This is a genomic window from Janthinobacterium saanense (assembly GCF_014200675.1).
In the GTDB taxonomy this organism is placed as follows: Bacteria; Pseudomonadota; Gammaproteobacteria; order Burkholderiales; family Burkholderiaceae_D; genus Janthinobacterium.
Map to the genome: position 1 here is coordinate 1 of NZ_JACHCI010000009.1, position 23,408 is coordinate 23,408.

At 60.0% G+C, this 23,408-nt stretch carries 28 protein-coding genes and 1 rRNA gene; 20 read left to right on the plus strand and 9 right to left on the minus strand.

Features of this window, described 5'->3' with window-relative positions; translation table 11 throughout:
• A 5S ribosomal RNA gene (gene rrf / locus HDE72_RS28130) occupies nt 1-88 on the plus strand; the annotation flags it as partial.
• Between the two features lie 61 nt (nt 89-149).
• On the opposite strand, the gene HDE72_RS13665 is transcribed toward rrf, so the two are convergent.
• The 4 genes from HDE72_RS13665 to HDE72_RS13680 all read right to left on the minus strand — a co-directional run bounded on the left by HDE72_RS13665 (nt 150) and on the right by HDE72_RS13680 (nt 3,144).
• Nucleotides 150-494, minus strand: coding sequence for a DUF1840 domain-containing protein (locus tag HDE72_RS13665; RefSeq protein ID WP_183741720.1), 345 nt, complete (start codon nt 492-494; stop codon nt 150-152).
• A 202-nt stretch (nt 495-696) separates the two neighbouring features.
• A complete protein-coding gene (locus tag HDE72_RS13670) occupies nt 697-1,242 on the minus strand; it encodes a lipocalin/fatty acid-binding family protein (protein WP_221291271.1) in 546 nt (181 codons plus the stop codon).
• 42 nt (nt 1,243-1,284) lie between these two features.
• Nucleotides 1,285-2,802 (minus strand): YifB family Mg chelatase-like AAA ATPase, encoded by a 1,518-nt coding sequence (locus tag HDE72_RS13675; RefSeq protein WP_183741724.1) that lies wholly within the window; start codon nt 2,800-2,802, stop codon nt 1,285-1,287.
• A 93-nt stretch (nt 2,803-2,895) separates the two neighbouring features.
• Nucleotides 2,896-3,144, minus strand: a complete 249-nt coding sequence (locus HDE72_RS13680; protein WP_183741726.1) for an accessory factor UbiK family protein — start codon at nt 3,142-3,144, stop codon at nt 2,896-2,898.
• A gap of 279 nt (nt 3,145-3,423) precedes the next feature.
• On the opposite strand from HDE72_RS13680, the gene HDE72_RS13685 reads away from it, so the two are divergent.
• From HDE72_RS13685 to HDE72_RS13745, 13 genes are all read left to right on the plus strand, one after another.
• The gene (locus HDE72_RS13685) at nt 3,424-4,197 is read left to right on the plus strand and encodes a TorF family putative porin (RefSeq protein ID WP_183741728.1); all 774 of its coding nucleotides are present in this window, start codon (nt 3,424-3,426) and stop codon (nt 4,195-4,197) included.
• Nucleotides 4,198-4,208: 11 nt separating this feature from the next.
• A complete protein-coding gene (locus HDE72_RS13690) occupies nt 4,209-4,547 on the plus strand; it encodes a P-II family nitrogen regulator (RefSeq protein WP_010393464.1) in 339 nt (112 codons plus the stop codon).
• Between the two features lie 11 nt (nt 4,548-4,558).
• The gene (locus HDE72_RS13695; RefSeq protein WP_183741730.1) at nt 4,559-6,088 is read left to right on the plus strand and encodes an ammonium transporter; all 1,530 of its coding nucleotides are present in this window, start codon (nt 4,559-4,561) and stop codon (nt 6,086-6,088) included.
• A gap of 213 nt (nt 6,089-6,301) precedes the next feature.
• Nucleotides 6,302-7,600, plus strand: a complete 1,299-nt coding sequence (gene gshA / locus HDE72_RS13700; RefSeq protein ID WP_183741733.1) for a glutamate--cysteine ligase — start codon at nt 6,302-6,304, stop codon at nt 7,598-7,600.
• Between the two features lie 111 nt (nt 7,601-7,711).
• Entirely contained in the window at nt 7,712-8,674 is a 963-nt protein-coding gene (gshB, locus tag HDE72_RS13705) for a glutathione synthase (RefSeq protein ID WP_183741735.1), read from the plus strand.
• A 15-nt stretch (nt 8,675-8,689) separates the two neighbouring features.
• On the plus strand, nt 8,690-9,094 hold the full coding sequence (locus HDE72_RS13710) for a PTS sugar transporter subunit IIA (RefSeq protein WP_183741737.1): 405 nt from the start codon (nt 8,690-8,692) through the stop codon (nt 9,092-9,094).
• Nucleotides 9,095-9,189: 95 nt separating this feature from the next.
• Nucleotides 9,190-9,459, plus strand: a complete 270-nt coding sequence (locus HDE72_RS13715) for an HPr family phosphocarrier protein (protein ID WP_183741739.1) — start codon at nt 9,190-9,192, stop codon at nt 9,457-9,459.
• A 44-nt stretch (nt 9,460-9,503) separates the two neighbouring features.
• Entirely contained in the window at nt 9,504-11,246 is a 1,743-nt protein-coding gene (ptsP, locus tag HDE72_RS13720) for a phosphoenolpyruvate--protein phosphotransferase (protein WP_183741741.1), read from the plus strand.
• A gap of 170 nt (nt 11,247-11,416) precedes the next feature.
• On the plus strand, nt 11,417-12,586 hold the full coding sequence (gene metX, locus HDE72_RS13725; protein ID WP_409254969.1) for a homoserine O-succinyltransferase MetX: 1,170 nt from the start codon (nt 11,417-11,419) through the stop codon (nt 12,584-12,586).
• Nucleotides 12,583-13,194: a methionine biosynthesis protein MetW gene (gene metW / locus HDE72_RS13730; protein ID WP_183741745.1), complete on the plus strand. Its 612-nt coding sequence runs from the start codon at nt 12,583-12,585 to the stop codon at nt 13,192-13,194. Before metX ends, metW begins: the two co-directional genes overlap by 4 nt.
• A complete protein-coding gene (locus tag HDE72_RS13735; protein ID WP_183741747.1) occupies nt 13,194-14,450 on the plus strand; it encodes an AmpG family muropeptide MFS transporter in 1,257 nt (418 codons plus the stop codon). The genes metW and HDE72_RS13735 overlap by 1 nt, the downstream gene beginning before the upstream one ends.
• The gene (locus HDE72_RS13740; protein ID WP_183741749.1) at nt 14,431-15,345 is read left to right on the plus strand and encodes a M48 family metallopeptidase; all 915 of its coding nucleotides are present in this window, start codon (nt 14,431-14,433) and stop codon (nt 15,343-15,345) included. The genes HDE72_RS13735 and HDE72_RS13740 overlap by 20 nt, the downstream gene beginning before the upstream one ends.
• Before the next feature lies 1 nt (nt 15,346).
• A complete protein-coding gene (locus HDE72_RS13745; protein WP_183741751.1) occupies nt 15,347-16,261 on the plus strand; it encodes a pseudouridine synthase in 915 nt (304 codons plus the stop codon).
• Here HDE72_RS13745 and HDE72_RS13750 read toward each other — a convergent pair.
• Nucleotides 16,258-17,034 (minus strand): exodeoxyribonuclease III, encoded by a 777-nt coding sequence (locus HDE72_RS13750; protein WP_183741753.1) that lies wholly within the window; start codon nt 17,032-17,034, stop codon nt 16,258-16,260. The two genes, HDE72_RS13745 and HDE72_RS13750, sit on opposite strands and share 4 nt — an antisense overlap.
• Nucleotides 17,035-17,134: 100 nt before the next feature.
• Between HDE72_RS13750 and pyrE the strand changes: the two genes are divergently transcribed.
• Nucleotides 17,135-17,797, plus strand: a complete 663-nt coding sequence (pyrE, locus tag HDE72_RS13755) for an orotate phosphoribosyltransferase (RefSeq protein WP_183741755.1) — start codon at nt 17,135-17,137, stop codon at nt 17,795-17,797.
• On the opposite strand, the gene HDE72_RS13760 is transcribed toward pyrE, so the two are convergent.
• Together HDE72_RS13760 and HDE72_RS13765 are read right to left on the minus strand one after the other, a co-directional pair.
• Nucleotides 17,794-18,036 (minus strand): GNAT family N-acetyltransferase, encoded by a 243-nt coding sequence (locus HDE72_RS13760; protein WP_183741757.1) that lies wholly within the window; start codon nt 18,034-18,036, stop codon nt 17,794-17,796. The genes pyrE and HDE72_RS13760 overlap by 4 nt on opposite strands.
• Complete coding sequence (locus HDE72_RS13765) at nt 18,033-18,776, minus strand: sulfite exporter TauE/SafE family protein (protein WP_183741760.1); 744 nt, start codon at nt 18,774-18,776, stop codon at nt 18,033-18,035. Before HDE72_RS13765 ends, HDE72_RS13760 begins: the two co-directional genes overlap by 4 nt.
• A 124-nt stretch (nt 18,777-18,900) precedes the next feature.
• Here HDE72_RS13765 and HDE72_RS13770 point away from each other — a divergent pair, with 124 nt between their 5' ends.
• The 5 genes from HDE72_RS13770 (at nt 18,901) to HDE72_RS13790 (ending at nt 21,873) form a co-directional block, all read left to right on the plus strand.
• Complete coding sequence (locus HDE72_RS13770) at nt 18,901-19,794, plus strand: LysR substrate-binding domain-containing protein (RefSeq protein ID WP_183741762.1); 894 nt, start codon at nt 18,901-18,903, stop codon at nt 19,792-19,794.
• Between the two features lie 17 nt (nt 19,795-19,811).
• On the plus strand, nt 19,812-20,690 hold the full coding sequence (locus tag HDE72_RS13775) for a lysophospholipase (protein ID WP_260176684.1): 879 nt from the start codon (nt 19,812-19,814) through the stop codon (nt 20,688-20,690).
• A gap of 101 nt (nt 20,691-20,791) precedes the next feature.
• A complete protein-coding gene (locus tag HDE72_RS13780; protein WP_183741763.1) occupies nt 20,792-20,983 on the plus strand; it encodes a YqaE/Pmp3 family membrane protein in 192 nt (63 codons plus the stop codon).
• 108 nt (nt 20,984-21,091) lie between these two features.
• Nucleotides 21,092-21,550: a carboxypeptidase-like regulatory domain-containing protein gene (locus HDE72_RS13785; RefSeq protein ID WP_183741765.1), complete on the plus strand. Its 459-nt coding sequence runs from the start codon at nt 21,092-21,094 to the stop codon at nt 21,548-21,550.
• 2 nt (nt 21,551-21,552) lie between these two features.
• Nucleotides 21,553-21,873 (plus strand): hypothetical protein, encoded by a 321-nt coding sequence (locus tag HDE72_RS13790; RefSeq protein ID WP_260176685.1) that lies wholly within the window; start codon nt 21,553-21,555, stop codon nt 21,871-21,873.
• On the opposite strand, the gene HDE72_RS13795 is transcribed toward HDE72_RS13790, so the two are convergent.
• Together HDE72_RS13795 and HDE72_RS13800 are read right to left on the minus strand one after the other, a co-directional pair.
• The gene (locus HDE72_RS13795) at nt 21,866-22,912 is read right to left on the minus strand and encodes an oxidoreductase (RefSeq protein ID WP_183741767.1); all 1,047 of its coding nucleotides are present in this window, start codon (nt 22,910-22,912) and stop codon (nt 21,866-21,868) included. The two genes, HDE72_RS13790 and HDE72_RS13795, sit on opposite strands and share 8 nt — an antisense overlap.
• An 83-nt stretch (nt 22,913-22,995) precedes the next feature.
• Nucleotides 22,996-23,370, minus strand: coding sequence for an energy transducer TonB (locus HDE72_RS13800; RefSeq protein WP_260176686.1), 375 nt, complete (start codon nt 23,368-23,370; stop codon nt 22,996-22,998).
• Between the last annotated feature and the right edge of the window lie 38 nt (nt 23,371-23,408).

Below are 23,408 nucleotides of genomic sequence, written 5' to 3' on the forward strand. Positions count from 1 at the left end.
CACCCCTTCCCATCCCGAACAGGACCGTGAAACAACTTTGCGCCGATGATAGTGCTGCAACCAGTGTGAAAGTAGGTTATTGTCAGGCTTGTTATATAAAAAAACCCCGCTAGATGCGGGGTTTTTTTTCGTCTGTAACGCTCATCTGCCTAGATGCCCCAGATGATGCTTTCGCCTTCGGCCTTGGCCGAGCGCAGCATTTCCATCAATGGGAATGCACGTTGCGAGAAGTGAACTCTTTGCGCCAGTGCGTGTTCGGCTGTTTCACCAGCTTCACGCGCCTCTGGCGTATGCACATCATGCTCGACGTCATTTTCCGGATGCAGCCTGGTTTCCGCCACTTCCTGTTCCAGCAAGGCCAGTGCTGCACCTGCTTCCTCCGGCGTGATCACGCCGCGGGTCGGGTTCTTGTGCAGGATGTCGAGGATGCGCTGGGCATGTTCCTGATACATCAGGACAGCGGGGGAGGATTTGGATTTGAATGAGATCAACATAAAAACTTTCTGAAACTTGTTATTGGTGTCGAAACAGTAGCACGACTTGATCATTCGCACAGGACGTCGGCTTGCTGTACCCGCATGCTGGTAAGCCAGCTGAGCTTATCTGTTGGACAGCGTACTAATTTACAAGCCCTTCGACCAGCAATAACTCTTTCTTTAAGTTAAAACTAAGTATTGCTTGGTGGTTAATCTTGCTTCACTCCAGCTTGACCGAATCCATAAAAGTGTCGATGGTCTCATGCGATAGTTTCTTTTCATCGCCGACGATGACGACCTGGAAGATGCGTTTGTCTTGTGCGATGAAACGCGCTATCAGCAACGTGGGCTTGCCTTGCTGCGTGCCTGTTGCTTCGATGCTCAATGAACTTTGTTGCCGCGTGGCGGCTGGAGTGCTACTGGCTGCCGATACCGATTTTTCACTGCGTACGCTGCCCTTGATATTGTTGAGCAAGGCAGCTTTCATGGCGGGCAAGGCCGCCTCGGCCTGCGCTTGCGTCGGCATCAGTGCATTGCCGATGGCAAAGGTACTATCCTCGGCCTGGCTGGCCGTCATGGTCAGGCTGACTTTCGTTCCATCCAGATCCACGTCGCGCGTCAGGCGCGAGGGCTTGCCTGGGAAGAGGGCGCTGAATTGCCCGTCAGGACTGCGATAGTCGCGCCAGTCGAATTTTGGACTGCAGGCGGACAGCACGCTGGCCGTGGTCAGCATGGCAAAAACCATGGCGAGTGATGTTCTTTTCATCACTTCATGGTAGCAGGGCCATACACAGCTGGCAATCACGCTTCAATGCTCGCGCAGCACCCGCCGGTACTGGATCGCTTCAGCTACATGCGGGTGGGCAATCTTGCGGCTGTCCGCCAGGTCGGCGATGCTGCGGGCCACACGTAATACCCGGTGATAGGCGCGCGCTGACCAGTGCAGGCGCAGCATGGCATTGAGCAGGAGTTGCTCACCGCTCTGGTCCAGCGGGCAGTGCTGCTCGATCTCGATGCTGGACAGTTGCTGGTTGCTCTTGCCCTGGCGTGCCTGTTGTAAGGCAAAGGCGGCCACCACGCGGGCCGCGATGGTGGCGGAACTTTCACCGGCCGACTGGCGTGCCAGAGAAGAGGGCAGCATGGCGGCCACCTCGATCTGCATATCGATGCGATCGAGCAGGGGACCTGACAAACGGCCGTGATAGCGCAACACGGCATCGGGCGTGCAGCGGCAGCGTCCTGAAGCATGGCCCAGGTAGCCGCAGGGGCAGGGATTCATGGCGGCAATCAGTTGGAAGCGGGCTGGAAACTCGGCCTGGCGGGCAGCCCGTGAAATGCTGATGAGACCCGACTCCATGGGCTGGCGCAAGACTTCCAGCACCCTGCGGTCAAATTCGGCGATTTCATCGAGAAACAGCACCCCGCAATGCGCCAGTGAAATTTCGCCTGGCCGCGGTATATTGCCGCCGCCTACCAGGGCTACGCCGGACGCCGTCTGATGAGGGGCGCGATAGGGCCGGCGTTTCCAGTTTTCTACCTTGAAATTGCCGCTCAAGGAATGCACTGCCGCCGATTCCAGCGCTTCGTCTTCGCTCATCGGTGGCAAGATGCCGGGAAAGCGGCAGGCCAGCATGCTCTTGCCGGCGCCGGGCGGACCCACCATCAGCAGGCTGTGGCCACCTGTCGCTGCCACTTCCAGTGCGCGTTTTACTTGCTGCTGGCCTTTCACGTCCATGAAGTCAGGGAACTGGAAGGGCGCCGGCGCCAGTTGCGGCTGGTGGCGTTGCAAGACAGTCTGGCTGTCGCGGGCGGCAAAGTGGGCGCACACCTCGAGCAGGGTGTGGGCTGGATAGATGCAGGCGTCGTGCACCAGGGCCGCTTCGTCCGCGTTGCCGTAGGGCAGGATGAAGGCCCGCTTTGCACCATCGTGGTTACGCTGCATGGCAAAGGTCATCGCCAGTGCACCACGGATGGGACGCAACTGGCCGGACAGCGATAGTTCGCCGGCAAATTCATAGCGGTGTAATTGATCGCCCGGCAATTGGCCCGAGGCTGCCAGGATGCCGAGGGCGATCGGCAGGTCGAAACGTCCGGATTCTTTTGGCAGGTCGGCGGGTGCCAGGTTGGCCGTGATGCGCCGCGCCGGCATGTCGAAACCACAGTTTTGCAGGGCGGCGCGCACACGGTCGCGTGATTCCTTGACTTCGGTATCGGGCAAGCCGACGATGGTAAACGAAGGCAAGCCGTTGGCAAGGTGGACTTCGACGTTCACCTCTGGCGCGTCCATGCCGGCCAGGGCGCGGCTTTTCAGGACTGCCAGGCTCATTGTGACTCCCTGCACCGCAGTTGCGGGCAGGTTCAGTCTAGCGTTCGTGCTGGCGTAGCGATTGAGATGCGCCAGCAAGGCCGCTGATAAGGTTTAAGCCTTGGGCTCGTTCAAGCGCGCTTCCAGTTCCACTACGCGCAATTCCAGTGCGTCCAGTTTGGCGCGGGTCTTGGCCAGCACTTGCGCCTGGATATCGAATTCCTCGCGCGTCACCAGATCCAGGCGGGCAAAGCCCTGGGTCATCATCGACTTCACATTTTTCTCGATATCCTTGGCTGGCGAGTTTTCGATGGCTTGGTGGATCTTGCCTTGCAAATCATTAAAAAAAGTATTCATGTCCATGATGGTCCTTTAGGTGTTCTTAGTGGGGTGGCAGGTGCATCGCACCATTGCGGTGCACTTCAGCCTTAATCTGGTGCGCAGCTGGGCTAATTTTCAAATCTTCAACATGGTATGTCCGTCATTTCTGCTGTTTGCAGGCTATGTGTGGGCATAAATACAGCTATCAAGGTGACAAGGCAGCTGGCACGTATTCTGCTAAAGAATTCATAAACGCTCTGTGATCTCCAGGCAAGATTTTAAACCTCAACTGCTTTAAAAGCTCAAGAAAAGGAAATCGCCATGAAGAATCTGTCCCACGGTATCACTCTAGCAGCAGCGTTGACATCGGCCATGGCTATTCTGTGCGGCAATGCCATGGCGCAGGAGGCCGCAAGTCCTGCTCCTGCCGTAGCGGACACTGTGCCAGATAATGTGGTGAGCTATAACGTGGCGCTGACCAACGATTACCGTTATCGCGGACTCTCGCAAAGCCGTCTCGACCCCGCCATCAACGGTGGCATCGACTATACGCACAACCCCACGGGACTGTATGTGGGCACGTGGCTGTCGAGCATCAAGTGGATCAGGGACGGTGGCGGTGATGACAATCTGGAGTGGGACATCTATGGCGGCAAGCGGGGCGACCTTGGCGCAGGGGTCAGCTACGATGTCGGTGGCTTGTATTACTACTATCCCTCGAATGGCCTGAGCACGAATGCCAATACCTTTGAGCTGTACGGCCAGCTCAGTTACGGTCCGGCCTATATCAAGTACTCGCATGCAACCACGAATCTGTTCGGCGTGGCCGATAGCAAACACAGCGGCTATATCGATGCGGGTGTGAACGTGCCGGTGTACGACGACTACACGCTCAACCTGCATGTGGGCCACCAGAGCGTCAAACACAGTGATGAGCTCAGCTATTACGACTACAAGCTGGGCGTGAGCAAGGATTTCCCCGGCTTTGCCACCGTATCGCTGGCTGCTGTGCATGCCAATATCACCTCGCTGGCGCCCAATGGCAAGAATCTGGCCAAAACTGGCCTGGTAGTTACTGTTTCCAAAACTTTTTAAACGAGACCGCCATGAAAATGATTACCGCAATCATTAAACCGTTCAAGCTGGACGAAGTACGTGAAGCCTTGTCGGCTATCAATGTGCAAGGGATAACTGTTACTGAAGTCAAAGGCTTCGGCCGCCAGAAAGGCCACACGGAACTGTACCGCGGCGCCGAGTATGTGGTCGATTTCCTGCCAAAAACCAAAATCGAGGCTGCCGTCGATGACGCCATCGTCGACCAGGCCATCGAAGCGATCGAGGGCGCCGCGCGCACCGGTAAAATCGGTGATGGCAAGATTTTCGTCTACAACCTGGAACAAGTTATCCGCATCCGTACCGGCGAGACCGGTAACGAAGCGCTTTAAGGGGAATCTTAATGAATAAAAATATAACAAAAGTACTTGCTGGGATAGCCTGTCTGTTTGCCTTTGGCGTGGCCGCGCCCAGTTTTGCCGATGCGCCGGCTGCCGCCGCGACCTCGGCCGTCGCTACGCCTGCCGTGACGCCTGCACCGGATGCGGCGCCAGCACTTGCTGCACCTGCACCCGCACCGGCTGCCGCTGCTGCTGCCGCACCCGTTCCCAACAAGGGCGATACCGGTTTCATGATGTTATCCACCTTGCTGGTGATCTTGATGACGATCCCCGGCCTGGCCCTGTTCTACGGCGGCCTGGTGCGTTCCAAGAATATGTTGTCGGTACTGATGCAAGTGTTCATGGTATTTGCCTTGATCGTGGTGCTGTGGTGCATTTATGGCTACTCGATCGCCTTCACGGAAAAAACCGCCTTCTTCGGTGGCTTTGACCGCCTGTTCCTGAACGGTATCTGGGACCCGGTGAAAGGCACGTTTGCCACCGCCGCCACCTTCAGCAAGGGCGTGGTCATTCCCGAGTTCGTCTATGTCGCCTTCCAGGGCACGTTTGCCGCGATTACCTGCGCACTGATCGTCGGCGCCTTTGCCGAGCGCGCCAAGTTTGCCGCCGTGCTGGCCTTCGTCGTGCTGTGGTTTACCTTTGGCTACCTGCCAGTGGCGCATATGGTCTGGTTCTGGACCGGCCCTGACGCCATCACCAATGCGGCGACCTCGGCCAGCGAAACGCTGAAAGCGGGCTGGCTGTTCCAAAAAGGTGCGCTGGACTTTGCCGGCGGCACCGTGGTGCACATCAATGCCGCGATCGCCGGCCTGATGGGTGCCATCATGATCGGCAAACGCGTGGGCCTGGGCCGTGAATCGATGGCGCCACACTCGCTGACGATGACCATGATCGGTGCTTCCCTGCTGTGGGTGGGCTGGTTCGGTTTCAACGCCGGTTCTTCGCTGGAAGCAGGCGACGTGGCTGCGCTGGCTTTCATCAACACCTTGCTCGCGACCGCCGCCGCTACCCTGTCGTGGGTATTTGGCGAATGGATCACCAAGGGCAAGCCTTCCATGCTCGGTGGCGCATCGGGCGCCGTGGCTGGCCTGGTGGCCATCACCCCGGCAGCAGGTTTTGTTGGCCCGATGGGCGGCCTGGTGATCGGCTTGCTCGCTGGCGTGGTGTGCCTGTGGGGCGTGAATGGCTTGAAACGTCTGCTGGGTGTGGATGATTCGCTGGACGTATTCGGCGTGCACGGCGTGGGCGGTATCCTGGGCGCCTTGCTGACCGGTGTGTTTGCTGCGCCACAACTGGGTGGGCAGGGCATTTTTGACTATGTCACCAACAAGATGTCGGCTGACCCGTATTCGATCGGCCACCAGGTACTGGTGCAGGCCGAAGCCGTCGGCACGACCATCATCTGGTCGGCGGTGGTGTCCTTCATTGCCTATAAACTGGTCGACATCGTCATCGGCCTGCGCGTACCGGAAGAAGAAGAGCGCGAAGGCCTCGATATCACCAGCCATGGTGAGCAGGCTTATCACGGATAATTATTAATTCTTTGGCATGGCGGCGCCCCGGCGCACCGTGTCAACGTTGTTTTGCTTGTAAGGGCGCCTCATCGAGGCGCCTTTTTTTTCCTTATACGAATGCAAAAGGTCTTTAAAACAAGGCTTTTGCCCCGATTTGGGGTACTTACACGGTAATATAGTCGGCAGTTCTGTGTGCTTTTCGATGACTGCACATAATTTAAGGATGTAACTATGGTTCCCCATCTCGTCACGGCCCTGACTGGACCGCTGCTCGACCTAGAAAAAAAGATCCTGGCCGCGACGCCGGCCATTGAGCGCTGGTTCCGCATGGAGTGGCAAGAGCACACGCCGCCTTTCTATTGCTCAGTAGACTTGCGCAATGCCGGTTATAAACTGGCGCCCGTCGACACGAATCTGTTCCCTGGCGGTTTTCATCACCTGGCGACGGAAATGCTGCCTTTATCCGTGCAGGCGGCGATGGCGGCCATCGACAAGTATTGTCCGGACGCCCGCAATCTGCTGATGATTCCGGAGTTGAATAACAACACGCCGCATTATCTGCAAAACGTGGCACGCCTGATGCAGATCTTCCGCCAGACCGGCTTGCATGTGCGTCTGGGTTCCTGGTCGCCTGAAATTACCCAGCCGACGCCGTTGGCGTTGCCTGATGGCAATATGCTGGTAATCGAGCCGCTGGTGCGCCTGAACAATGGCCGCCGCCTGGGCTTGAAGGATTTCGACCCTTGCACGATCTTGCTGAATAACGACTTGTCGGACGGCATACCCGATATCTTGCAAAATATTCATGAACAAAGCCTGTTGCCGCCTTTGCATGCGGGCTGGGCCTTGCGCCGCAAGAGCAACCACTACACGGCTTACGATGAAGTGGTGAAAAAGTTCGGCAAGATGATCGATGTCGATCCCTGGATGCTGAATCCTTTCCACGCCAAGTGCAGCGATATCAACTTCCAGGAAGGCGAGGGCGAAGACGCGCTGGCCGCCAGCGTGGACGTGCTGCTGGCGAAGATCCGCAAGAAATACAAGGAATACGGCATCAAGGAAAAGCCGTTCGTGATCGTCAAGCCCGACGCGGGCACCTATGGCACGGGCATCATGACGGTGCGCGACGCCAGCGAAGTGCGCGATTTGTCACGCAAGCAACGCGACATCATGTCCATCGTCAAGGATGGCAAGGTAGTCACCGACGTGATCATCCAGGAAGGCGTGCCGACCTTTGAAAGCATCAAGGATGCAGTAGCCGAGCCGGTGGTCTATATGATAGACCGCTATGTGGTGGGCGGTTTCTATCGCGTGCACGCGGAAAAGGGCGTGGACCAGAACCTGAACGCGCCCGGTTCGCAATATGTGCCGCTGGCGTTTGCCCAGCAGCACGCGGTGCCGGACTTGAAGGCCAAGCCGGGCACGGCGGCGCCTAACCGTTTTTATGTGTATGGCGTAGTGGCGCGGCTGGCCTTGCTGGCGGCGTCGCTGGAAATGGAACGCACCGACCCGAATCCCGAGGTGTATTGATCCTTCAAGTCGGGACTGCCAGGCGCGGCGCCAACCTCGCCTGGCGATCTCGGCTAGAATCAGGTATTGACCTCAAGCATTCACCATCAAGCATTTCCGACTGGACCGTACATGAAAATCGCATTCCTTGCCGACCCGCTGGCGGGCTTCAAGACTTATAAAGATTCCACTTTTGCCATGATGCGCGAGGCCGCCCGCCGCGGTCACGCCATCTATGCCTTTGAACAAAAGGATATGGCGCTGGAAGAAGGCATCGTCACGGCCGAAGTACAGCACATCGTGCTGACGGGGCATGAGCACGACTGGTACCAGGTCGTGTCCCGCGAGGAAGTGCGTTTGTCGACCCTGGACGCGATCATCGAGCGCAAGGACCCGCCGTTCGATATGGAATATGTGTACGGCACCTATTTGCTGGAACTGGCGGAAAAGCAGGGCGCGCGCGTGTTCAACAAGCCGTCGGCGATTCGCGACAACAATGAAAAGCTGGCGATTGCCCAGTTTTCCGAATTCACTTCGCCGACTCTGGTCACATCCAGCGAAGCGCGCTTGCGCGCTTTTCACGCCAAGCACCAGGATGTGATCTTCAAGCCGCTCGATGGCATGGGCGGTACGGGCATCTTCCGCGTCAAGGCCGATGGCTTGAATCTGGGCGCCATCATTGAAACGTTGACGGAAAACGGTGGACAAACCATCATGGCGCAGCGTTTTATTCCCGCTATTGCCAAGGGCGACAAGCGCATCCTGGTGATCGGCGGCAAACCGGTGCCGTTTGCGCTGGCGCGTATTCCGCAGGCGGGTGAAGTGCGCGGCAACCTGGCCGCCGGCGGTACGGGCGTGGCGCAGCCATTGACGGCGCGCGACCTGGAAATCGCTGAAAAGCTTGGCCCCATCCTGGCCGGCCGTGGCCTGATGCTGGTAGGATTGGATGTGATTGGTGACTACCTGACCGAAGTCAATGTCACCAGCCCGACCTGCTTCCAGGAAATCATGCAGCAGACGGGTTTTGATGTGGCCGCCATGTTTATCGATGCGGTCGAACACGGCGTAACGCAGCATCGCGCCCAGCAAAGTTAACAAGGTGAATTGATTATGGTAGGGATCTTGCTCATGACCCACGCCCCACTGGGACAGGCTTTTGTTGCCGCCTGCGCCCATGTGTTCCGCGGGCCGACCGAGCGTTTTGAAGCAATCGATGTGCTGGCCGATCAGGATCTGGCTGAAGTGCAGAAACTGGCCTCGGCAGCCATCTGCCGCCTCGACGATGGTTCAGGCGTGCTGGTGATTACCGATGTAAAGGGCGGTACGCCGTCCAATTGCTGCAACAAGCTGGCGGACGCGGGCCGGGTGGAAGTCATCGCCGGCATCAGCCTGCCGATGCTGCTGCGCGCCATCACCTATCGCCGCGATACGCTCGATGTGGTGGTGGAAATGGCGCTGGCCGGTGCGCAAAGCGGCGCCGTGCGCGTCGACAACCGCATTCGCGTGGGCGAGTAAGGAAGGAAGTGTTATGGCCGCCGCCCTGAAGGCGGCGGATTTTATAAAATCGGACTGTCATCAGCGTAGTATTCAGGGATAGAGACTATACAAAAATGATTCAAAAAGAACTCGAAATCATCAACAAGCTGGGACTGCATGCACGCGCTTCCGCCAAATTTACCCAGCTGGCCGCCAAGTTCAAGAGCGATGTGTGGCTGACCCGCAACGCGCGCCGCATCAATGCGAAGTCCATCATGGGCGTGATGATGCTGGCTGCCGGCAAGGGCGCCAAAGTGACCCTGGAAGCTGAGGGTGAAGACGAGCAGGCATGCGTCGACGCGCTCACCATCCTGATTAACGACAGGTTTGGCGAAGGCGAGTAATGCCCGCCGAACGCAGCCGCAGCCGCATCCCGACAGGTCAACCCATGGCATCTTTCACGCTCCACGGCATCCCGGTCTCCCGCGGCATCGCCATAGGCCGAGCGCATCTGCTGGCGCCGGCCGCCCTTGACGTCAAACATTACCTGGTCGCCCAGGAACAGATCGAAGCCGAAGTATTGCGCTTGCAGCATGCGTTCGCTACTGTCCACAAGGAACTGCAAACCCTGTGGAACGAGTTGCCCAAGGATGCGCCCACCGAGCTGGGCGCCTTCATCGACGTGCATGCGCTGATCCTGTCCGACCCGATGATTTCCGAAGCGCCGCTCGACATCATCCGCACGCGCCATTACAACGCCGAATGGGCGCTGCTGACGCAGATCGATGAATTGTCGGCCCAGTTCGACGAAATCGAAGATCCCTACCTGCGCGAACGCAAGGCCGATATCCAGCAAGTCGCCGAACGCGTGCTGAAAGTCTTGCTGGGCACCGAACAATTGCTGCCGGTGGCCGCCGCCGAAGATGAGCTGATGGCGCAGATGGTGGTTGTCGCGCATGATATTTCGCCGGCCGATATGCTGCAGTTCCGCGACCGTTCCTTCATCGGTTTCATCACCGACGTGGGCGGCCAGAACTCGCATACGGCCATCGTCGCCCGCAGCCTCGATATTCCAGCGGCTGTCGGCATGTCGCAGGCATCGACTCTGATCGAGCAGGATGACTGGATCATCATCGACGGCGACGCCGGCGTGGTGATCGCCAACCCCAGCGCGCTGGTGCTGGAACAGTACCGCGAACGCCAGCTGGCCATGCAGCGCGCGCGCAAAAAGCTGGGCAAGCTGAAAAAAACGCCAGCCGTCACCAAGTGCGGCACGCCGATTACCCTGCTGGCCAATATCGAACTGCCCGAAGATTGCCCGTTTGCGCTGGAGTCGGGCGCCAGCGGCGTGGGCCTGTTCCGCTCCGAATTCCTGTTCATGGGCCGCGCCCACAAGATTCCGTCCGAAGACGAGCAGTTCGACGCTTACCGCAATACCGTGGTGTCGATGAAGGGGCGCGTGGTGACCATCCGCACGCTCGACATCGGCGCCGACAAGCCGCTCGACCAGTCCGACCATACGGCGTTGAATCCTGCCCTGGGCTTGCGCGCCATCCGCTACTGCCTGGCCGAGCCGCAGCTATTCCTGACGCAGTTGCGGGCGATTCTGCGCGCGTCGGCCTTTGGCAAGGTGCGCATTTTGATCCCGATGCTGGCGCATGCGTTCGAGATCGACCAGTCGCTGTCGATGATAGAACAAGCCAAGGCCAGCTTGCGCGAAGAGGGCGTCAAGTTCGATGAAGAGATCGAAGTGGGCGCCATGATCGAAATCCCGGCCGCCGCGCTGGCGCTGCCCATGTTCGTCAAGCGCATGGATTTTCTGTCGATCGGCACCAACGACTTGATCCAGTACACCCTGGCGATCGACCGTGTCGATTACGAAGTGGCGCATTTGTACAATCCGCTGCACCCGGCCGTGCTGCAACTGATCTCGATGACGATCACTGCCGGCCACAAGGCGGGCATCGACGTGGCGGTGTGCGGCGAGATGGCGGGCGACGTGAAACTCACGCGTTTGCTGCTGGGCATGGGCTTGCGGGAATTCTCCATGCACCCGGCACAGCTATTGGCAGTCAAACAAGAGATCCTGAACAGCGATCTGGGTCTGATTGCACCACAAATGCGCAAAATTATGCGCTCGATGGAGCCCAATGTGATCGCAGAAGCTGTTCACCAGCTGCAGCTCATGTAAACTATCGCTTTATCAGCACCGGAGTACCGCGCGCGCGGCAAGCTGTACTCTGGTGTCAAAGTTGCAGAACCTATCATCGCGGCTCTGCATCGATCATGGCCCGTGGGGCCACCCCCCTTTTATAAACCGACACGAACATGTCATCCATTGGAATCGTTTCACCGCAAACCATGTATTTTGCGGAACCCCTGCAGCTGCAAAGCGGAGCATCGCTGCTGGACTATATGTTGATGTATGAAACCTACGGCACCCTGAACGCCGACAAATCGAACGCGGTGCTGGTCTGCCACGCCCTGAACGCCTCGCACCACGTGGCCGGCGTGTATGCGGACGAGCCGAAAAGCGCAGGCTGGTGGGACAATATGGTCGGCCCCGGCAAGCCGCTGGACACCAACAAATTCTTCGTCATCGGCGTCAACAACCTGGGCTCCTGCTTTGGCTCGACGGGCCCGATGCACACCAATCCTGCCACCGGCAAGCCGTATGGCGCGTCCTTTCCTGTCGTGACGGTGGAAGACTGGGTCAGCGCGCAGGCGCGCCTGGCCGATCAATTGGGCATCAGCCAGTTTGCGGCCGTGATGGGCGGCTCGCTGGGCGGCATGCAGGCGCTGGCCTGGAGCATCATGTTCCCGGAGCGCTTGCGCCATTGCGTGGTGATCGCCTCGACGGCCAAGCTGTCGGCGCAAAATATCGCCTTTAATGATGTCGCCCGCCAGGCGATTCTGTCGGACCCCGATTACCGTGGCGGCGATTTTTATGCGCATGGCGTGGTGCCGAAAAACGGCTTGCGCGTGGCGCGCATGGTCGGCCACATCACCTATCTGTCGAATGACGACATGGCTGAAAAATTTGGCCGCAAGCTGCGCGACGCGGCGCAGACGGGCGACTACAAATTCGGCTTCGGCATCGACTTCGAGATTGAATCCTATCTGCGCTACCAGGGCGACAAGTTCTCCGAATACTTCGATGCCAACACCTATCTGCTGATCACCAAGGCGCTCGATTATTTCGACCCGGCGCGCGCCCATGGCGGCGACCTGGCCAAGGCGCTGGCTGGCACCCAAGCCAAGTTTTTCCTGGCCTCGTTTTCCACCGACTGGCGCTTCTCACCCGAATGCAGCCGCCAGATCGTCGAAGCGCTGGTGGTCAACCGCCGCCAGGTCACGTATGCCGAAATCGACGCGCCGCACGGCCACGACGCCTTCTTGCTGGAAGATGCGCGCTACATGAATATGGTACGCGCCTATTACGGCCAGGTATGGAATGAGATCGAGGCGGGGATTCCCGCCTCGGCACGGCAACCGCAGACGGCCCGCCAGGGCGTGAAGGAGACAGCATGACTTTTGATGAACTGAGCGCGCTGCGTCCCGACCTGGCGTTCATCGCCCACTGGGTGCCGAAAAACGCCCATGTGCTCGACGTCGGCTGCGGCGATGGCGTAATGCTTGAATACCTGCAAAGCGACCGGGAATGCAGCGGTTATGGCATCGAGATCGCCGACGACAAGGTGCTGGTCAGCACTCTGCGCGGCGTCAACGTGGTCCAGCAAGACATGGAAAAAGGCCTGGCCATCTTTGGCGACAACAGCTTCGATACGGTGCTGTGCCTGTCCTCCTTGCAAATGATGAAGCAGGTCGAGCCGCTGTTGCGCGACATCGTGCGCGTGGGCAGCGAAGCCATCGTCTCCTTCCCGAACTTTGCCCACTGGCCGCACCGGCTGGCGCTGCTCAAGGGCCGCATGCCGGTGTCGAAATCGCTGCCTTATCAGTGGTATGACACGCCCAACGTGCGCTGCGCAACCATCACGGATTTCCGCGAACTGGCCGAGGAATGCGGCCTGGAAGTGATCGACTGCGTGGCGCTGTCCGAAGGCAAGATGGTCTCCGTGCTGCCGAATCTGCGCGGCGACCTGGCCGTGTTCCGCTTGCGTAAAAAAGCGGTGCATTGATGACAGACACCCCGGCGCCAGGCTGGCGTAGCTACGCCAACGGCCGCATGCTGGCCGTGCTGGTGCTGGGCTTCAGTTCCGGCCTGCCGCTGTTTATTTTGCTGTATCTGCTGCAGGCCTGGCTGGCCAAGTCGGGGCTGAACGTCAAGGCGCTGGGCCTGTTCGCCCTGGTGCAGTTTCCGTATATCTGGAAATTCCTGTGGGCGCCCTTGATGGACCGCTACCCCATCCTGGGACTGGGACGGCGGCGCGGCTGGATGGCGCTGACCCAGCTGGCGCTGTTTTTCGCCATCGGCGCCATGGGCATGCTCAACCCCCTCACGCAGATCGGACTGATCGCGGCCGCTGCCGGTGGCGTAGCCTTTTTGTCCGCCAGCCAGGACATCGTGATCGACGCCTACCGCCGCGAAATCCTCAGCGATAAGGAGCAGGGCCTGGGCGCGGCCGTCATCGTCAATGCCTACAAGGTGGCGGGCATGGTGCCGGGCGCGCTGTCGCTGATCCTGGCCGATCGCATGCCATGGCAAGCCGTATTCTGGATTACGGCCGCCTTCATGCTGCCTGGCCTGCTCTGTACCTTGCTGATACGCGAGCCGGCAGTGTATGGTGCGCCGCCCAGCACCATGCGCGATGCGATCATCCTGCCATTCAAGGAATTTATCGCGCGCGATGGCTGGCGCAACGCCATGTGGATACTGGCGTTTGTGCTACTGTATAAAATCGGCGACAGCATGGCCACCGCGCTGGCGACCAAGTTTTATCTGGACCTGGGTTTTAGCATGACGCAGATCGGCCTGGCCGCCAACACCACAGGTTTCTGGGCCAGCCTGGCGGGCGGCATCGTGGGCGGCGTGTGGATGCTCAAGCTGGGCATCAACCGGGGTCTGTGGGTGTTTGGCACCTTGCAGGCTTGCGCCATCCTGGGTTTTGCCTGGCTGGCGCATGTGGGGCCGAATACTGTCTTGCTCAGCGCCGTGATCGGCTTTGAAGCATTTGCCAGCCTGGGCCTGGGCGCGGCGGCCTTTGTCGCGTTTTTGTCGCGCAGCACGGACCCGCGCTACACGGCCACGCAATATGCATTGTTTTCCAGCCTCAGCGCCGTGCCGCGCACCCTGATCAATGCCTCGGTGGGCTTCCTGGTCGCGGAACTGGGCTGGTTCTCGTTTTTTATCGTCTGCTTCTTTTTGGCTTTCCCGGCCATGATGATGTTGCCAAAAATTGCTCCATGGAGGACTCATGACACGACACCCGTTTAAACGCCTTGCTTCTTTGACTGTACTGGCGGCCAGCCTGTGCGCGGCCACCGCGCTGGCGCCGCTGCCCGTCTTTGCCCAGCAGGCGACGGTACAGGATGGCATCAAGGTGCGTCCGCTGTCGAACACGCGCCTGTTTGCCGGCGGCGAAAATTTCAATGAAAAGTCCAGGCTGCAGTACACGCAGCTGCTGCGCGAAGCGAAAGACAAGAACGCGCTGGTGAGCGACAGCGATCCGCAGGTCAAGCGCCTGCGCGCGATCGCCCAGCGCATCATTCCGTTTGCGGCCCGCTGGAACAATGCCGCCAGCAGCTGGCAGTGGCAAATCAATTTGCTGAACTCGGATGAAGTGAATGCCTTCTGCATGCCGGGCGGGCAGATCGCCTTTTATAGCGGTATCCTGAACAAACTCAATCTGACCGACGATGAAGTGGCCGTCGTGATGGGCCATGAAATCTCGCACGCCTTGCGCGAACATGCGCAGGCGCAGGCCGGCAAGGGCAACCTGGCGGCCGTAGGCGCAAAACTGGCTGGCGCGGGTCTGTCGGCCTGGCTGGGCGTGGACCCGAATCTCACCAGCACCGCCACCAATATGGCGGCGCAGGGCGTGATGCTGAAATTTTCGCGCGACGATGAGCGCGAAGCTGACCTGATCGGCATGGACCTGGCCGCACGCGCCGGTTTCGACCCACGCGCCGGCGTGGTGTTGTGGCAGAAAATGGCCGCCGTGAGCAAGGGCGCGCCGCCAGAATTCCTGTCGACCCACCCCTCGGGCAGCGACCGCATCTCGCAAATGAATAACCACATGGGACAAGTGCTGCCTTTGTACGCACGCACCAAGGGTCTTGGCGTGGACGCCTTGCCGCCCTATCGCAGCAACGTGGTCGCTACACGCTAGCATGTCTTCCAGCCGCAATCAGTCTGCACCACCGCCGCTACCCATCCGCGACGGCGTGGCGCCCAGCTATCTGTGGCTGCCGCAAGGGCAGTGGCCGGACATGCTGTCCTTCCTCGTCGAGCGCTATCCGCAGATCAGCGCCGCGCAATGGCAGGACCGCATGGCGCGCAGTGAAGTGCTCAGTGGGGAAGGCGAAGTGCTGACACCCGCCAGCCCCTACAAACGCGGCATGCGCATTTTTTATTACCGCGAACTGGAATATGAAACGCCGATCCCCTTCCAGGAAGAGATATTGTTCCAGGATGAGCATCTGGTGGTGGTCGACAAGCCGCATTTCCTGCCCATGACCCCGGGCGGGCGCTTCGTGCAAGAGACCTTGCTGACGCGGCTGAAGAAAAATCTGGGCATCGCCGAACTGACGCCTATCCACCGGCTCGACCGCGAGACGGCCGGCGTGGTGATTTTTTCGCGCCAGCAGTCCAGCCGTGGCGCTTACCAGTCCCTATTCCAGCGCCGCGAAATCAAGAAGGAGTACGAAGCGCTGGCGCCGCGCCTGGAGGGCCATGCCTTTCCATTTACCTACCGCAGCCGCATGGTCGACGGCGACAAATTTTTCCTGATGCGCGAGGAAGCAGGCGAGCCGAATTCGGAAACCATCATCGATGTGATCGAGCCGCGCGGCGAATTCAATCTGTACCGATTGTTTCCGCACACGGGCCGCAAGCACCAGCTGCGCGTGCACCTGGCGTCGCTGGGCATCCCCATCGTCAACGATGTCTTTTATCCGGTGGCTTTGCCATGCAGGGAAGACGATATGACGCAGCCCTTGCAGCTGCTGGCGCGGGCGATCCGCTTTACGGACCCCTTGACGGGTGAGCTGCGCCACTTTGCAAGCCGGCGCAAGCTGGGAGATTAATTTTTCGGCGTGTAATCGATGATCAGCGGCGCGTGGTCTGAAAAACGTTCTTCCTTGTACACGCTGACCGTATGCGCCTGGGCGGCGATGCCGGGGGTGGCGACGTGGTAGTCGATGCGCCAGCCCACGTTCTTGGCGTAGGCCTGGCCACGGTTGCTCCACCAGGTGTATTGTTCTTCGCGCTTGTCCAGGCCGCGGTGTACGTCGATGTAACCGAGTTCGTCGAACACGCGCGTCAGCCAGGCCCGTTCTTCGGGCAGGAAGCCGGAATTTTTCTTGTTGCCTTTCCAGTTCTTCAAGTCGATCTCGTGGTGGGCGATATTCCAGTCGCCGCAGATGACGATTTCGCGGCCCATCGCCTTCAATTCCAGCAGATGCGGCAGGAACAGCTCCATGAAGCGGAACTTGGCTTCCTGGCGTTCCGGGCCGGACGAACCGGAGGGGCAGTACACGGAAATGACGGAAAGATTGCCAAAATCACAGCGTACATAACGACCTTCGGCGTCGAATTCAGGGCTGCCGAAGCCGATGAACACGGCGTCCGGTTCGGTCTTGCTATACACGCCAGTGCCGGAATAGCCTTTTTTCTCGGCGTAGTGGAAATGGCCATGGTAGCCGTGCGGGTTGAGAAATTCCGGCGTCATGTCGGGCAGTTGCGCCTTCAATTCCTGCACGCAGATGAAATCGGCGGTCTGTGTGCCCATCCAGTTGAAAAAGCCTTTTTTGGCGGCGGAACGGATGCCGTTCAGGTTGGCGGAGATAATTTTTGGCATAGGTAATCAGGAAAAATGGGGCGGAGCAGGGCGACGGAACGGATTGTCTCGCCGGTGCACCCGGATTAAAATACAGGCACTTTCAAATAATGAGGCTCATGTGAATAATTTACGCCAGCAGTTTATCGCGTTTTCAGTATCCAAGGGAGTCTTGCGGTTCGGCGAGTTCACCACCAAGGCCGGGCGTCAATCGCCTTACTTTTTCAATGCCGGTTTGTTCCACGACGGCGCTACCCTGGCCGAGCTGGCGCAGTTCTACGCCCAGACCCTGCTCGACTCTGGCGTCGAATTCGACATGCTGTTCGGCCCTGCCTACAAGGGCATCACCCTGGCCTCGGCCACCGCCGTGGCGCTGGCTGGCAAGGGCCGCAACACTTCGTTTGCCTTCAACCGCAAGGAAGCCAAGGACCATGGCGAAGGCGGCACCATCGTCGGCGCCAAATTGCAGGGTAAAGTTGTCATTATTGACGATGTGATCTCGGCCGGCACTTCGGTGCGCGAATCGGTGGACATGATACGCGCCGCCGGCGCCGAACCATGCGCCGTGCTGATCGCGCTGGACCGCATGGAGCGCTCCGGCCCGGACGGCCAGTTGTCGCCGAGTTCGGCGGTGCAGGAAGTATCGAAACAGTATGGCATTCCTGTCATCTCGATCGGCAACCTGGACGACTTGTTCGGCTACCTGAACGGCGACGGCGCCGATCCGGAATTGTTGAAGTTCAAAGACGCAGTTTCGGCTTACCGCACCCGTTACGGTATTTAAGCTTTACTGAGCAGCGCCCGCAGCTGCGGGTCGCTGCAGAGTAATGCCGCTTGCGGATGGCATAACAGCAGCTGGCGCAGCAGCGCACGGCCGATGCCGCGCCGCCGGTAGGGCGGTTTCACGAACAGCATGTTGATGGTCACGTTATTGGCTTGCCTGCCGATGTCGAGCATGGCCACCTGCTGGCCATCGATCCACGCGCACAGGGCGTGATCGCTCTGCCAATCTATTCTCATCATCCCAGCCATGGCTTCAGGGCAGCATGCAGGCCCAAGGCGAACAGGCCGACAAAAAAGCATTTCTTGAACAGCTCGGGCGCGATGCGTCCGCGCAGCCATTGGCCGGCCAGCATGCCGGCCAGCGCCGGCAGCAGGGCCCAGGCCGAAGCGCCTGCCGCGCCCAGGCTGAAATTGCCTTGCAAGGCCAGGCTGGCCGCCAGCGCAATGGTCGACGCCGTAAACGCCAGTCCCAGCGCCTGCACCAGTTCGTCGCGCGCCAGTCCCAGCCCTTGCAGGTACGGTACGGCGGGTATCACGAACACGCCCGTGGCGGCCGTGACCAGGCCCGTTGCTGCGCCCACCAGCGGGGCCAGCCAGCGTTCATGCTGCGGCGGCACGTGCAGGCGCAGCGACAGCAGGCCCGCCAGCGCATACAGCATCAGCGCCACCCCCAGCGCGATCACGGCCCAGTCGCCACCGTCGCGCGGCAGTAGCACGCCACCGGCCAGCGTGCCCGCCATCACCCACAGCAGCAGCGGCCACAAGCGGCGCAGCAGGGCGCGCAGGCCTGGCCCGGCCGCCAACTGCCATACATTCGTCACCATCGATGGCACGATCAAGAGGGCCGCCGCCTGCACCGGCGGCATGATCAGGCCCAGCGTGCCCATGGCCACTGTCGGCAAGCCCAGGCCCACTACGCCTTTGACGAAGCCAGCTGCGATGAAGCTGGCACACACTAGCAGCAGGAATGAAGTATCCATGACGTTCAATAAAGAGTGGGAATGGCTGAATTTTGCGCTTCCTTGTTGTATTTGCAAAGATGGATTATCTTGACTTAGCCTCAGTAAAAAGCATAGGCTGATAAGATGTGATGAGGGAGGTCTCATGCGTTTTGATCTGGTCGATTTGCAGTTGTTCGTGCACGTGGTGGAATCGGGCAGCCTGACGGCGGGCGCGGCGCGCAGCCATCTGGCGCTGGCCTCGGCCAGTGCGCGCGTACGCGGCATGGAAGAAGCGCTGGGCATGCCCTTGCTGCTGCGCGGCCGGCGCGGCGTGGAAGCCACGCCCGTGGGGCAAACCTTGCTGCACCATGCACGCCTGGTCTTGCTGCAGATGGAAAAAATGCGCGGTGAACTCGGTGAATTTGCGCGCGGCTTGAAAGGGCAGTTGCGGCTGCTGTGCAATACGGCGGCGCTCAGCGAATTCTTGCCCGAGGCGCTGGGCAGTTTTCTGGATCGCCATCCCAACCTGACGGTCGACCTGGAAGAGCGTCTCAGCTACGATATCGTCAAGGCTGTGTCGGAAGGGCTGGCTGACATGGGCATCGTCTCCGATTCGGTCGACATGCGCGGCCTGCAAACCTTTTTGTTCCGGCCCGACCGCCTGGTGGTGATCGCTGCCGACGACGGCGTGCATCACCGCGCCATCGGCCAGGATGGCGCCGTCGATTTTGCCACGCTGCTCGAGCACGATTTCATCGGTCTGGCCGATGACAGCGCGATGCAGCAGTATTTGATCTCGCACGCGGCGCGCGCTGGCCGCCCCCTGAAAGTACGGGTGCGCCTGCGCAGCTTCGATGCGGTCTGCCGCATGGTGGCCAGTGGCGTGGGCATCAGCGTGGTGCCGCTGGCGGCGGCGCGCCGCTGTCAGCAATCGATGGCGCTGCGCTGCATGGAATTATCCGATCCCTGGTCGGTACGCAATCTGACCATTTGCGTGCGCCAGTTCAGTGAATTACCCCTGTATGCGCGCCAGTTGATCGAGCATCTGAAGGCGTGACGGGGAAAACAGGAGTCATGATGCGTTTTTCTGAAGACAGGATGGATAGCCTGCTGTGCAGCGACCAGGCCGCGCGGCCGATTCATATCTGGCAGCCAGCATCGCCTGTGCAGCCGCGCGCCGTGATCCTGGCGCTGCACGGCGGCATGGCGCATGCGGGGGACTACGTCACGCCGGCCCTGTATTTTCGCCAGCATGGTTACGCCACCGTCAGCTTCGACATGGTGGACCACAATGGCCAGCGCCGCGTCGATATCCCGTCGTTCGATGCTTTTCTCGACGACGCCGAACTGTTCCTGGCCTGGGTCAAGCAGACGTATCCGGGCTTGCCCCTCTTCGTCATGGGCCACTCGATGGGCGGCCTGATCGCCACGCACCTGGGCTTGCAGCGCTTTGCGGGCGACCCGGCGATTCGCGGTTTTATCATCTCGTCACCCTACTATGTGAATGCGATTCCCGTGCCGAAAGTGCTGCAGATGCTCTCAAGCTGGCTGGCCCGCCGTTTCCCCACCATGAAAGTGCCGCTGGGAAACTTGACCATGCTGCTCACGCACGACCAGGCCATCACCGGGCGCCACTTCCAGGATGAGCGTGACGGCATCCGCGCCAGCGAAGTGACCGTGCGCTTCGCCCATGCCTTGACGACGGCGCAAAAAGCCATGGCCGGCGGTTTGTCGGCCTGGTCCTTTCCCCTGTTTGCGGTCGTCGCCGGCGATGATAAATTGGCCAGCAGCCGCGCCACCGAAGCCTTGCTGCGCAGCGTGCCGGACGGCTTGCTCGACTATCATTTGTACCCGGCCAATTTTCACGAGAATTTCAATGAGTTAAACCGCGAGGCCATCTTTGCCAGCATCCTGGCCTGGATGGGGAAATGGCAAAAACCAGCCGCAATTTGAGTGGCCGGTGTCGTTACTATTGTTATAATGGTTGCTAGGGATTTGCCGTCGGCACCAGCCGAACCGGCCCCCGCGGTACCGGGGGATATAAAAGGATAACTATGCGTTTGCTGATCGCCCTGATACTTCCGTGGCTGACTTTTTTCACGATTGGCCGCCCCATCGCCGGCATCATTTGCCTGATACTGCAAATTACCTTGATCGGCTGGCTGCCTGCCACGATCTGGGCTGTGTATTCGCTGAGCCAGTACAAGACCGACCAGAAGATCGCTGACGCGCTGCGTCGCCATTAAGCGGCTTGCTAGCCTGACCGTAAGACCGGCCTAAGCTTCGCTGCGTATGTTGATACTAACTTTTGATTCAAACCTTTGATCCAAACCGCATGATGTGAGGAGAGTGAGATGAAAAGCAATCTACGCAACAAGGGGCCTGGAGTGGCTGCGCTGTTTCTGGTCGCCAGTCTGGCGGCCGGCATCGTCCACGCGCAGGCCGACAGCGCGCTGCCGGCCATACACAAGAGCGGTACGGTCGAGTACCTGAGCGGCGGCATCGGCCTCGATGAGTCGACGGCCATCAAGAACGCCAGCCGGCATTGGCCATTGAGCCTGGTGTTTTCCGTGCAGGCGGCGGGCCGTGCGCAATTCGCTTCCGACGTGAAGCTTGAAGTGCGCGATGCCAAGGGCACGGTGGTGCTGCAGACAACCGCCAGCGGACCGTATCTGCTGGCGCGGCTGGCGCCGGGCAGCTACAGCCTGCACGCCAGCCTGGCCGGCAAGACGCTGGAACGTAAAGTTGAAATCAAGGCGGGCAGTTCGGCGCGCGTGGAGCTGGTATGGCCGGCAGGGACGAACCAGGGTTAGCCTTGACGCCTGCTGACGAGGCCAAGGCGCGTGAACGGGGCTTGTCGGCGCATATCCTGCCAACCTCGGCGACGATGATAGGCGTATGCATGACGGTGCTGTCGATCGGCCACCTGGGGCCGCGCGGCGAGCTGCGCGTGCTGGTCGACAAGCTGCTGGCCATCGACGCCTTGCTGTTTCTGGTCAGCGCCGTGCTGTCCTTCATGTCGCTGCGCCCCGGCCATGCGCGCCAGCGCTACGAATGGTGGGGCGAGCTGGTTTTCATCTGCTCGCTCGCCATGCTGGCGCTGGGCGCGGTGGTACTGGCTTTTCTGGTCAGTTAGTTTTCTGCACGCTGAGCACGCGGCCTTCCTGTGCACTTTGCAAGGCCAGCTCGATCAGGCGTATCGTCGCAAGCGCGTCTTCGGGCGCCACCGGAGGCGGTGCGCCATGGCTGATGGCGTCGGCCATGCCCTGGTAAAAATCCTGGTAGCGGCCAGCCTGCATTTGCAGATGGTCGAACTGGCCATCGGGCTGTGTGCCCAGGTGCAGCGCGCCACGCACGGGGTCCAGTCCCCAGCCGGGCTGGCCCGGCTTGCCGCCCGCCTTTAATGCGTCTTCCTGCGGATCGAGACCGAACTTCACAAAGCTGCCCTGGTCGCCATGCACGGCAAAGCGCGCCGTGGGCGCTTTCACCAGGCAGCCCGCCTGCAGCACCACGCGCAGCCGGTCGTAGTACAACACGATGTGCATATAGTCGACGGCTTGCGCGTTATCACGCTGCAGGGCGATGTCCGCATAGATTTTTTCCGGCATGCCGAACAGCTGCATGGCCTGGTCCAGCATGTGCGGCCCCAGGTCGTACAGCAAGCCGCCGCCCGGTGCTGCTGACTCGCGCCAGCGCTGGCGGATCTCCGGGCGGAAACGGTCGAAATGCGATTCAAAGCTGGCGATGCGGCCCAGCGTGCCCTGCGCCAGCAGCGCTTTCAAGGTGAGGAAATCGCCATCCCAGCGGCGGTTGTGGTACACGCTGAGCACCAGCTTGCGTTCTTGCGCCAGGTCGATCAGGGTCTGTGCCTGGGCGCTGCTGATCGTGAAGGGCTTGTCCACCACCACGTGCTTGCCTGCCTGCAGGGCCGCCTGCGCCAGGCTGAAATGCGCTTCGTTGGGTGCGGCGATGACCACTAGTTCAATCGCAGGGTCGGCAAACAGCTGCGCCGCCTCGGCGTACACGGTCGCTTGCGGCCAGTCCTTGTGCACCAGTTCGGGTTTGCTTGACGCGACCGCTGTCAGTTCGAGGGTGGCGATGGTGGACAGGACGGGGGCATGGAAGGTGGCGCCGGCGAAGCCGTAGCCAACCAGGCCGGTTTTGATTTTTTTCATGGCATGTTCAGGGCGTGGAAGAATCCATGATCATACCTGCAAGCGGGCGGCGGCATCGTTGCTGCGATGCGCCGCCCCTGGCATTAACCCAGCGACCAGACGTATTGCATCCTGAAGCTGGAATTGACAGGCTTGCCGTCAGCCAGCCCCGGCAAGAAGCGGCATTTGGCGATGCCATCGCGTGCCGCTTCATCGAGAGCCGGGTAGCCGCTGCTCTTGATGACATGCGCTGCGGTTAATTTGCCACTCGCATCGATGTCGAGCGACAAGGTGACGACACCTGTTTGCTTGGCCGCCACCGATGCGCTGGGATAGACCGGTCTGACGCAGCTGTTGGGCGCGATGTTCGCCGCTTGCAGCGCAAGTGGTGCATTGTCGGCACTGGCCTGGCCGTACATGCCGAGGCAGACGCCGGCCAGGGCCAGCAGGGGGACTAAGCGTTTTAAAAAACCTGGCATTCGATTTTCTCCATTAAAAAAGGACGCCGCAGCGTCCT

What these genes read in the sequence shown, in the direction of transcription:
- HDE72_RS13665 (WP_183741720.1), bottom strand. Translation starts at nt 494, where the DNA reads ATGTTGATCTCATTCAAATCCAAATCCTCCCCCGCTGTCCTGATGTAT.
- HDE72_RS13670 (WP_221291271.1), bottom strand. Translation starts at nt 1,242, where the DNA reads ATGAAAAGAACATCACTCGCCATGGTTTTTGCCATGCTGACCACGGCC.
- HDE72_RS13675 (WP_183741724.1), bottom strand. Translation starts at nt 2,802, where the DNA reads ATGAGCCTGGCAGTCCTGAAAAGCCGCGCCCTGGCCGGCATGGACGCG.
- HDE72_RS13680 (WP_183741726.1), bottom strand. Translation starts at nt 3,144, where the DNA reads ATGGACATGAATACTTTTTTTAATGATTTGCAAGGCAAGATCCACCAA.
- HDE72_RS13685 (WP_183741728.1), top strand. Translation starts at nt 3,424, where the DNA reads ATGAAGAATCTGTCCCACGGTATCACTCTAGCAGCAGCGTTGACATCG.
- HDE72_RS13690 (WP_010393464.1), top strand. Translation starts at nt 4,209, where the DNA reads ATGAAAATGATTACCGCAATCATTAAACCGTTCAAGCTGGACGAAGTA.
- HDE72_RS13695 (WP_183741730.1), top strand. Translation starts at nt 4,559, where the DNA reads ATGAATAAAAATATAACAAAAGTACTTGCTGGGATAGCCTGTCTGTTT.
- gshA (WP_183741733.1), top strand. Translation starts at nt 6,302, where the DNA reads ATGGTTCCCCATCTCGTCACGGCCCTGACTGGACCGCTGCTCGACCTA.
- gshB (WP_183741735.1), top strand. Translation starts at nt 7,712, where the DNA reads ATGAAAATCGCATTCCTTGCCGACCCGCTGGCGGGCTTCAAGACTTAT.
- HDE72_RS13710 (WP_183741737.1), top strand. Translation starts at nt 8,690, where the DNA reads ATGGTAGGGATCTTGCTCATGACCCACGCCCCACTGGGACAGGCTTTT.
- HDE72_RS13715 (WP_183741739.1), top strand. Translation starts at nt 9,190, where the DNA reads ATGATTCAAAAAGAACTCGAAATCATCAACAAGCTGGGACTGCATGCA.
- ptsP (WP_183741741.1), top strand. Translation starts at nt 9,504, where the DNA reads ATGGCATCTTTCACGCTCCACGGCATCCCGGTCTCCCGCGGCATCGCC.
- metX (WP_409254969.1), top strand. Translation starts at nt 11,417, where the DNA reads ATGTATTTTGCGGAACCCCTGCAGCTGCAAAGCGGAGCATCGCTGCTG.
- metW (WP_183741745.1), top strand. Translation starts at nt 12,583, where the DNA reads ATGACTTTTGATGAACTGAGCGCGCTGCGTCCCGACCTGGCGTTCATC.
- HDE72_RS13735 (WP_183741747.1), top strand. Translation starts at nt 13,194, where the DNA reads ATGACAGACACCCCGGCGCCAGGCTGGCGTAGCTACGCCAACGGCCGC.
- HDE72_RS13740 (WP_183741749.1), top strand. Translation starts at nt 14,431, where the DNA reads ATGACACGACACCCGTTTAAACGCCTTGCTTCTTTGACTGTACTGGCG.
- HDE72_RS13745 (WP_183741751.1), top strand. Translation starts at nt 15,347, where the DNA reads ATGTCTTCCAGCCGCAATCAGTCTGCACCACCGCCGCTACCCATCCGC.
- HDE72_RS13750 (WP_183741753.1), bottom strand. Translation starts at nt 17,034, where the DNA reads ATGCCAAAAATTATCTCCGCCAACCTGAACGGCATCCGTTCCGCCGCC.
- HDE72_RS13760 (WP_183741757.1), bottom strand. Translation starts at nt 18,036, where the DNA reads ATGATGAGAATAGATTGGCAGAGCGATCACGCCCTGTGCGCGTGGATC.
- HDE72_RS13765 (WP_183741760.1), bottom strand. Translation starts at nt 18,776, where the DNA reads ATGGATACTTCATTCCTGCTGCTAGTGTGTGCCAGCTTCATCGCAGCT.
- HDE72_RS13770 (WP_183741762.1), top strand. Translation starts at nt 18,901, where the DNA reads ATGCGTTTTGATCTGGTCGATTTGCAGTTGTTCGTGCACGTGGTGGAA.
- HDE72_RS13775 (WP_260176684.1), top strand. Translation starts at nt 19,812, where the DNA reads ATGATGCGTTTTTCTGAAGACAGGATGGATAGCCTGCTGTGCAGCGAC.
- HDE72_RS13780 (WP_183741763.1), top strand. Translation starts at nt 20,792, where the DNA reads ATGCGTTTGCTGATCGCCCTGATACTTCCGTGGCTGACTTTTTTCACG.
- HDE72_RS13785 (WP_183741765.1), top strand. Translation starts at nt 21,092, where the DNA reads ATGAAAAGCAATCTACGCAACAAGGGGCCTGGAGTGGCTGCGCTGTTT.
- HDE72_RS13795 (WP_183741767.1), bottom strand. Translation starts at nt 22,912, where the DNA reads ATGAAAAAAATCAAAACCGGCCTGGTTGGCTACGGCTTCGCCGGCGCC.
- HDE72_RS13800 (WP_260176686.1), bottom strand. Translation starts at nt 23,370, where the DNA reads ATGCCAGGTTTTTTAAAACGCTTAGTCCCCCTGCTGGCCCTGGCCGGC.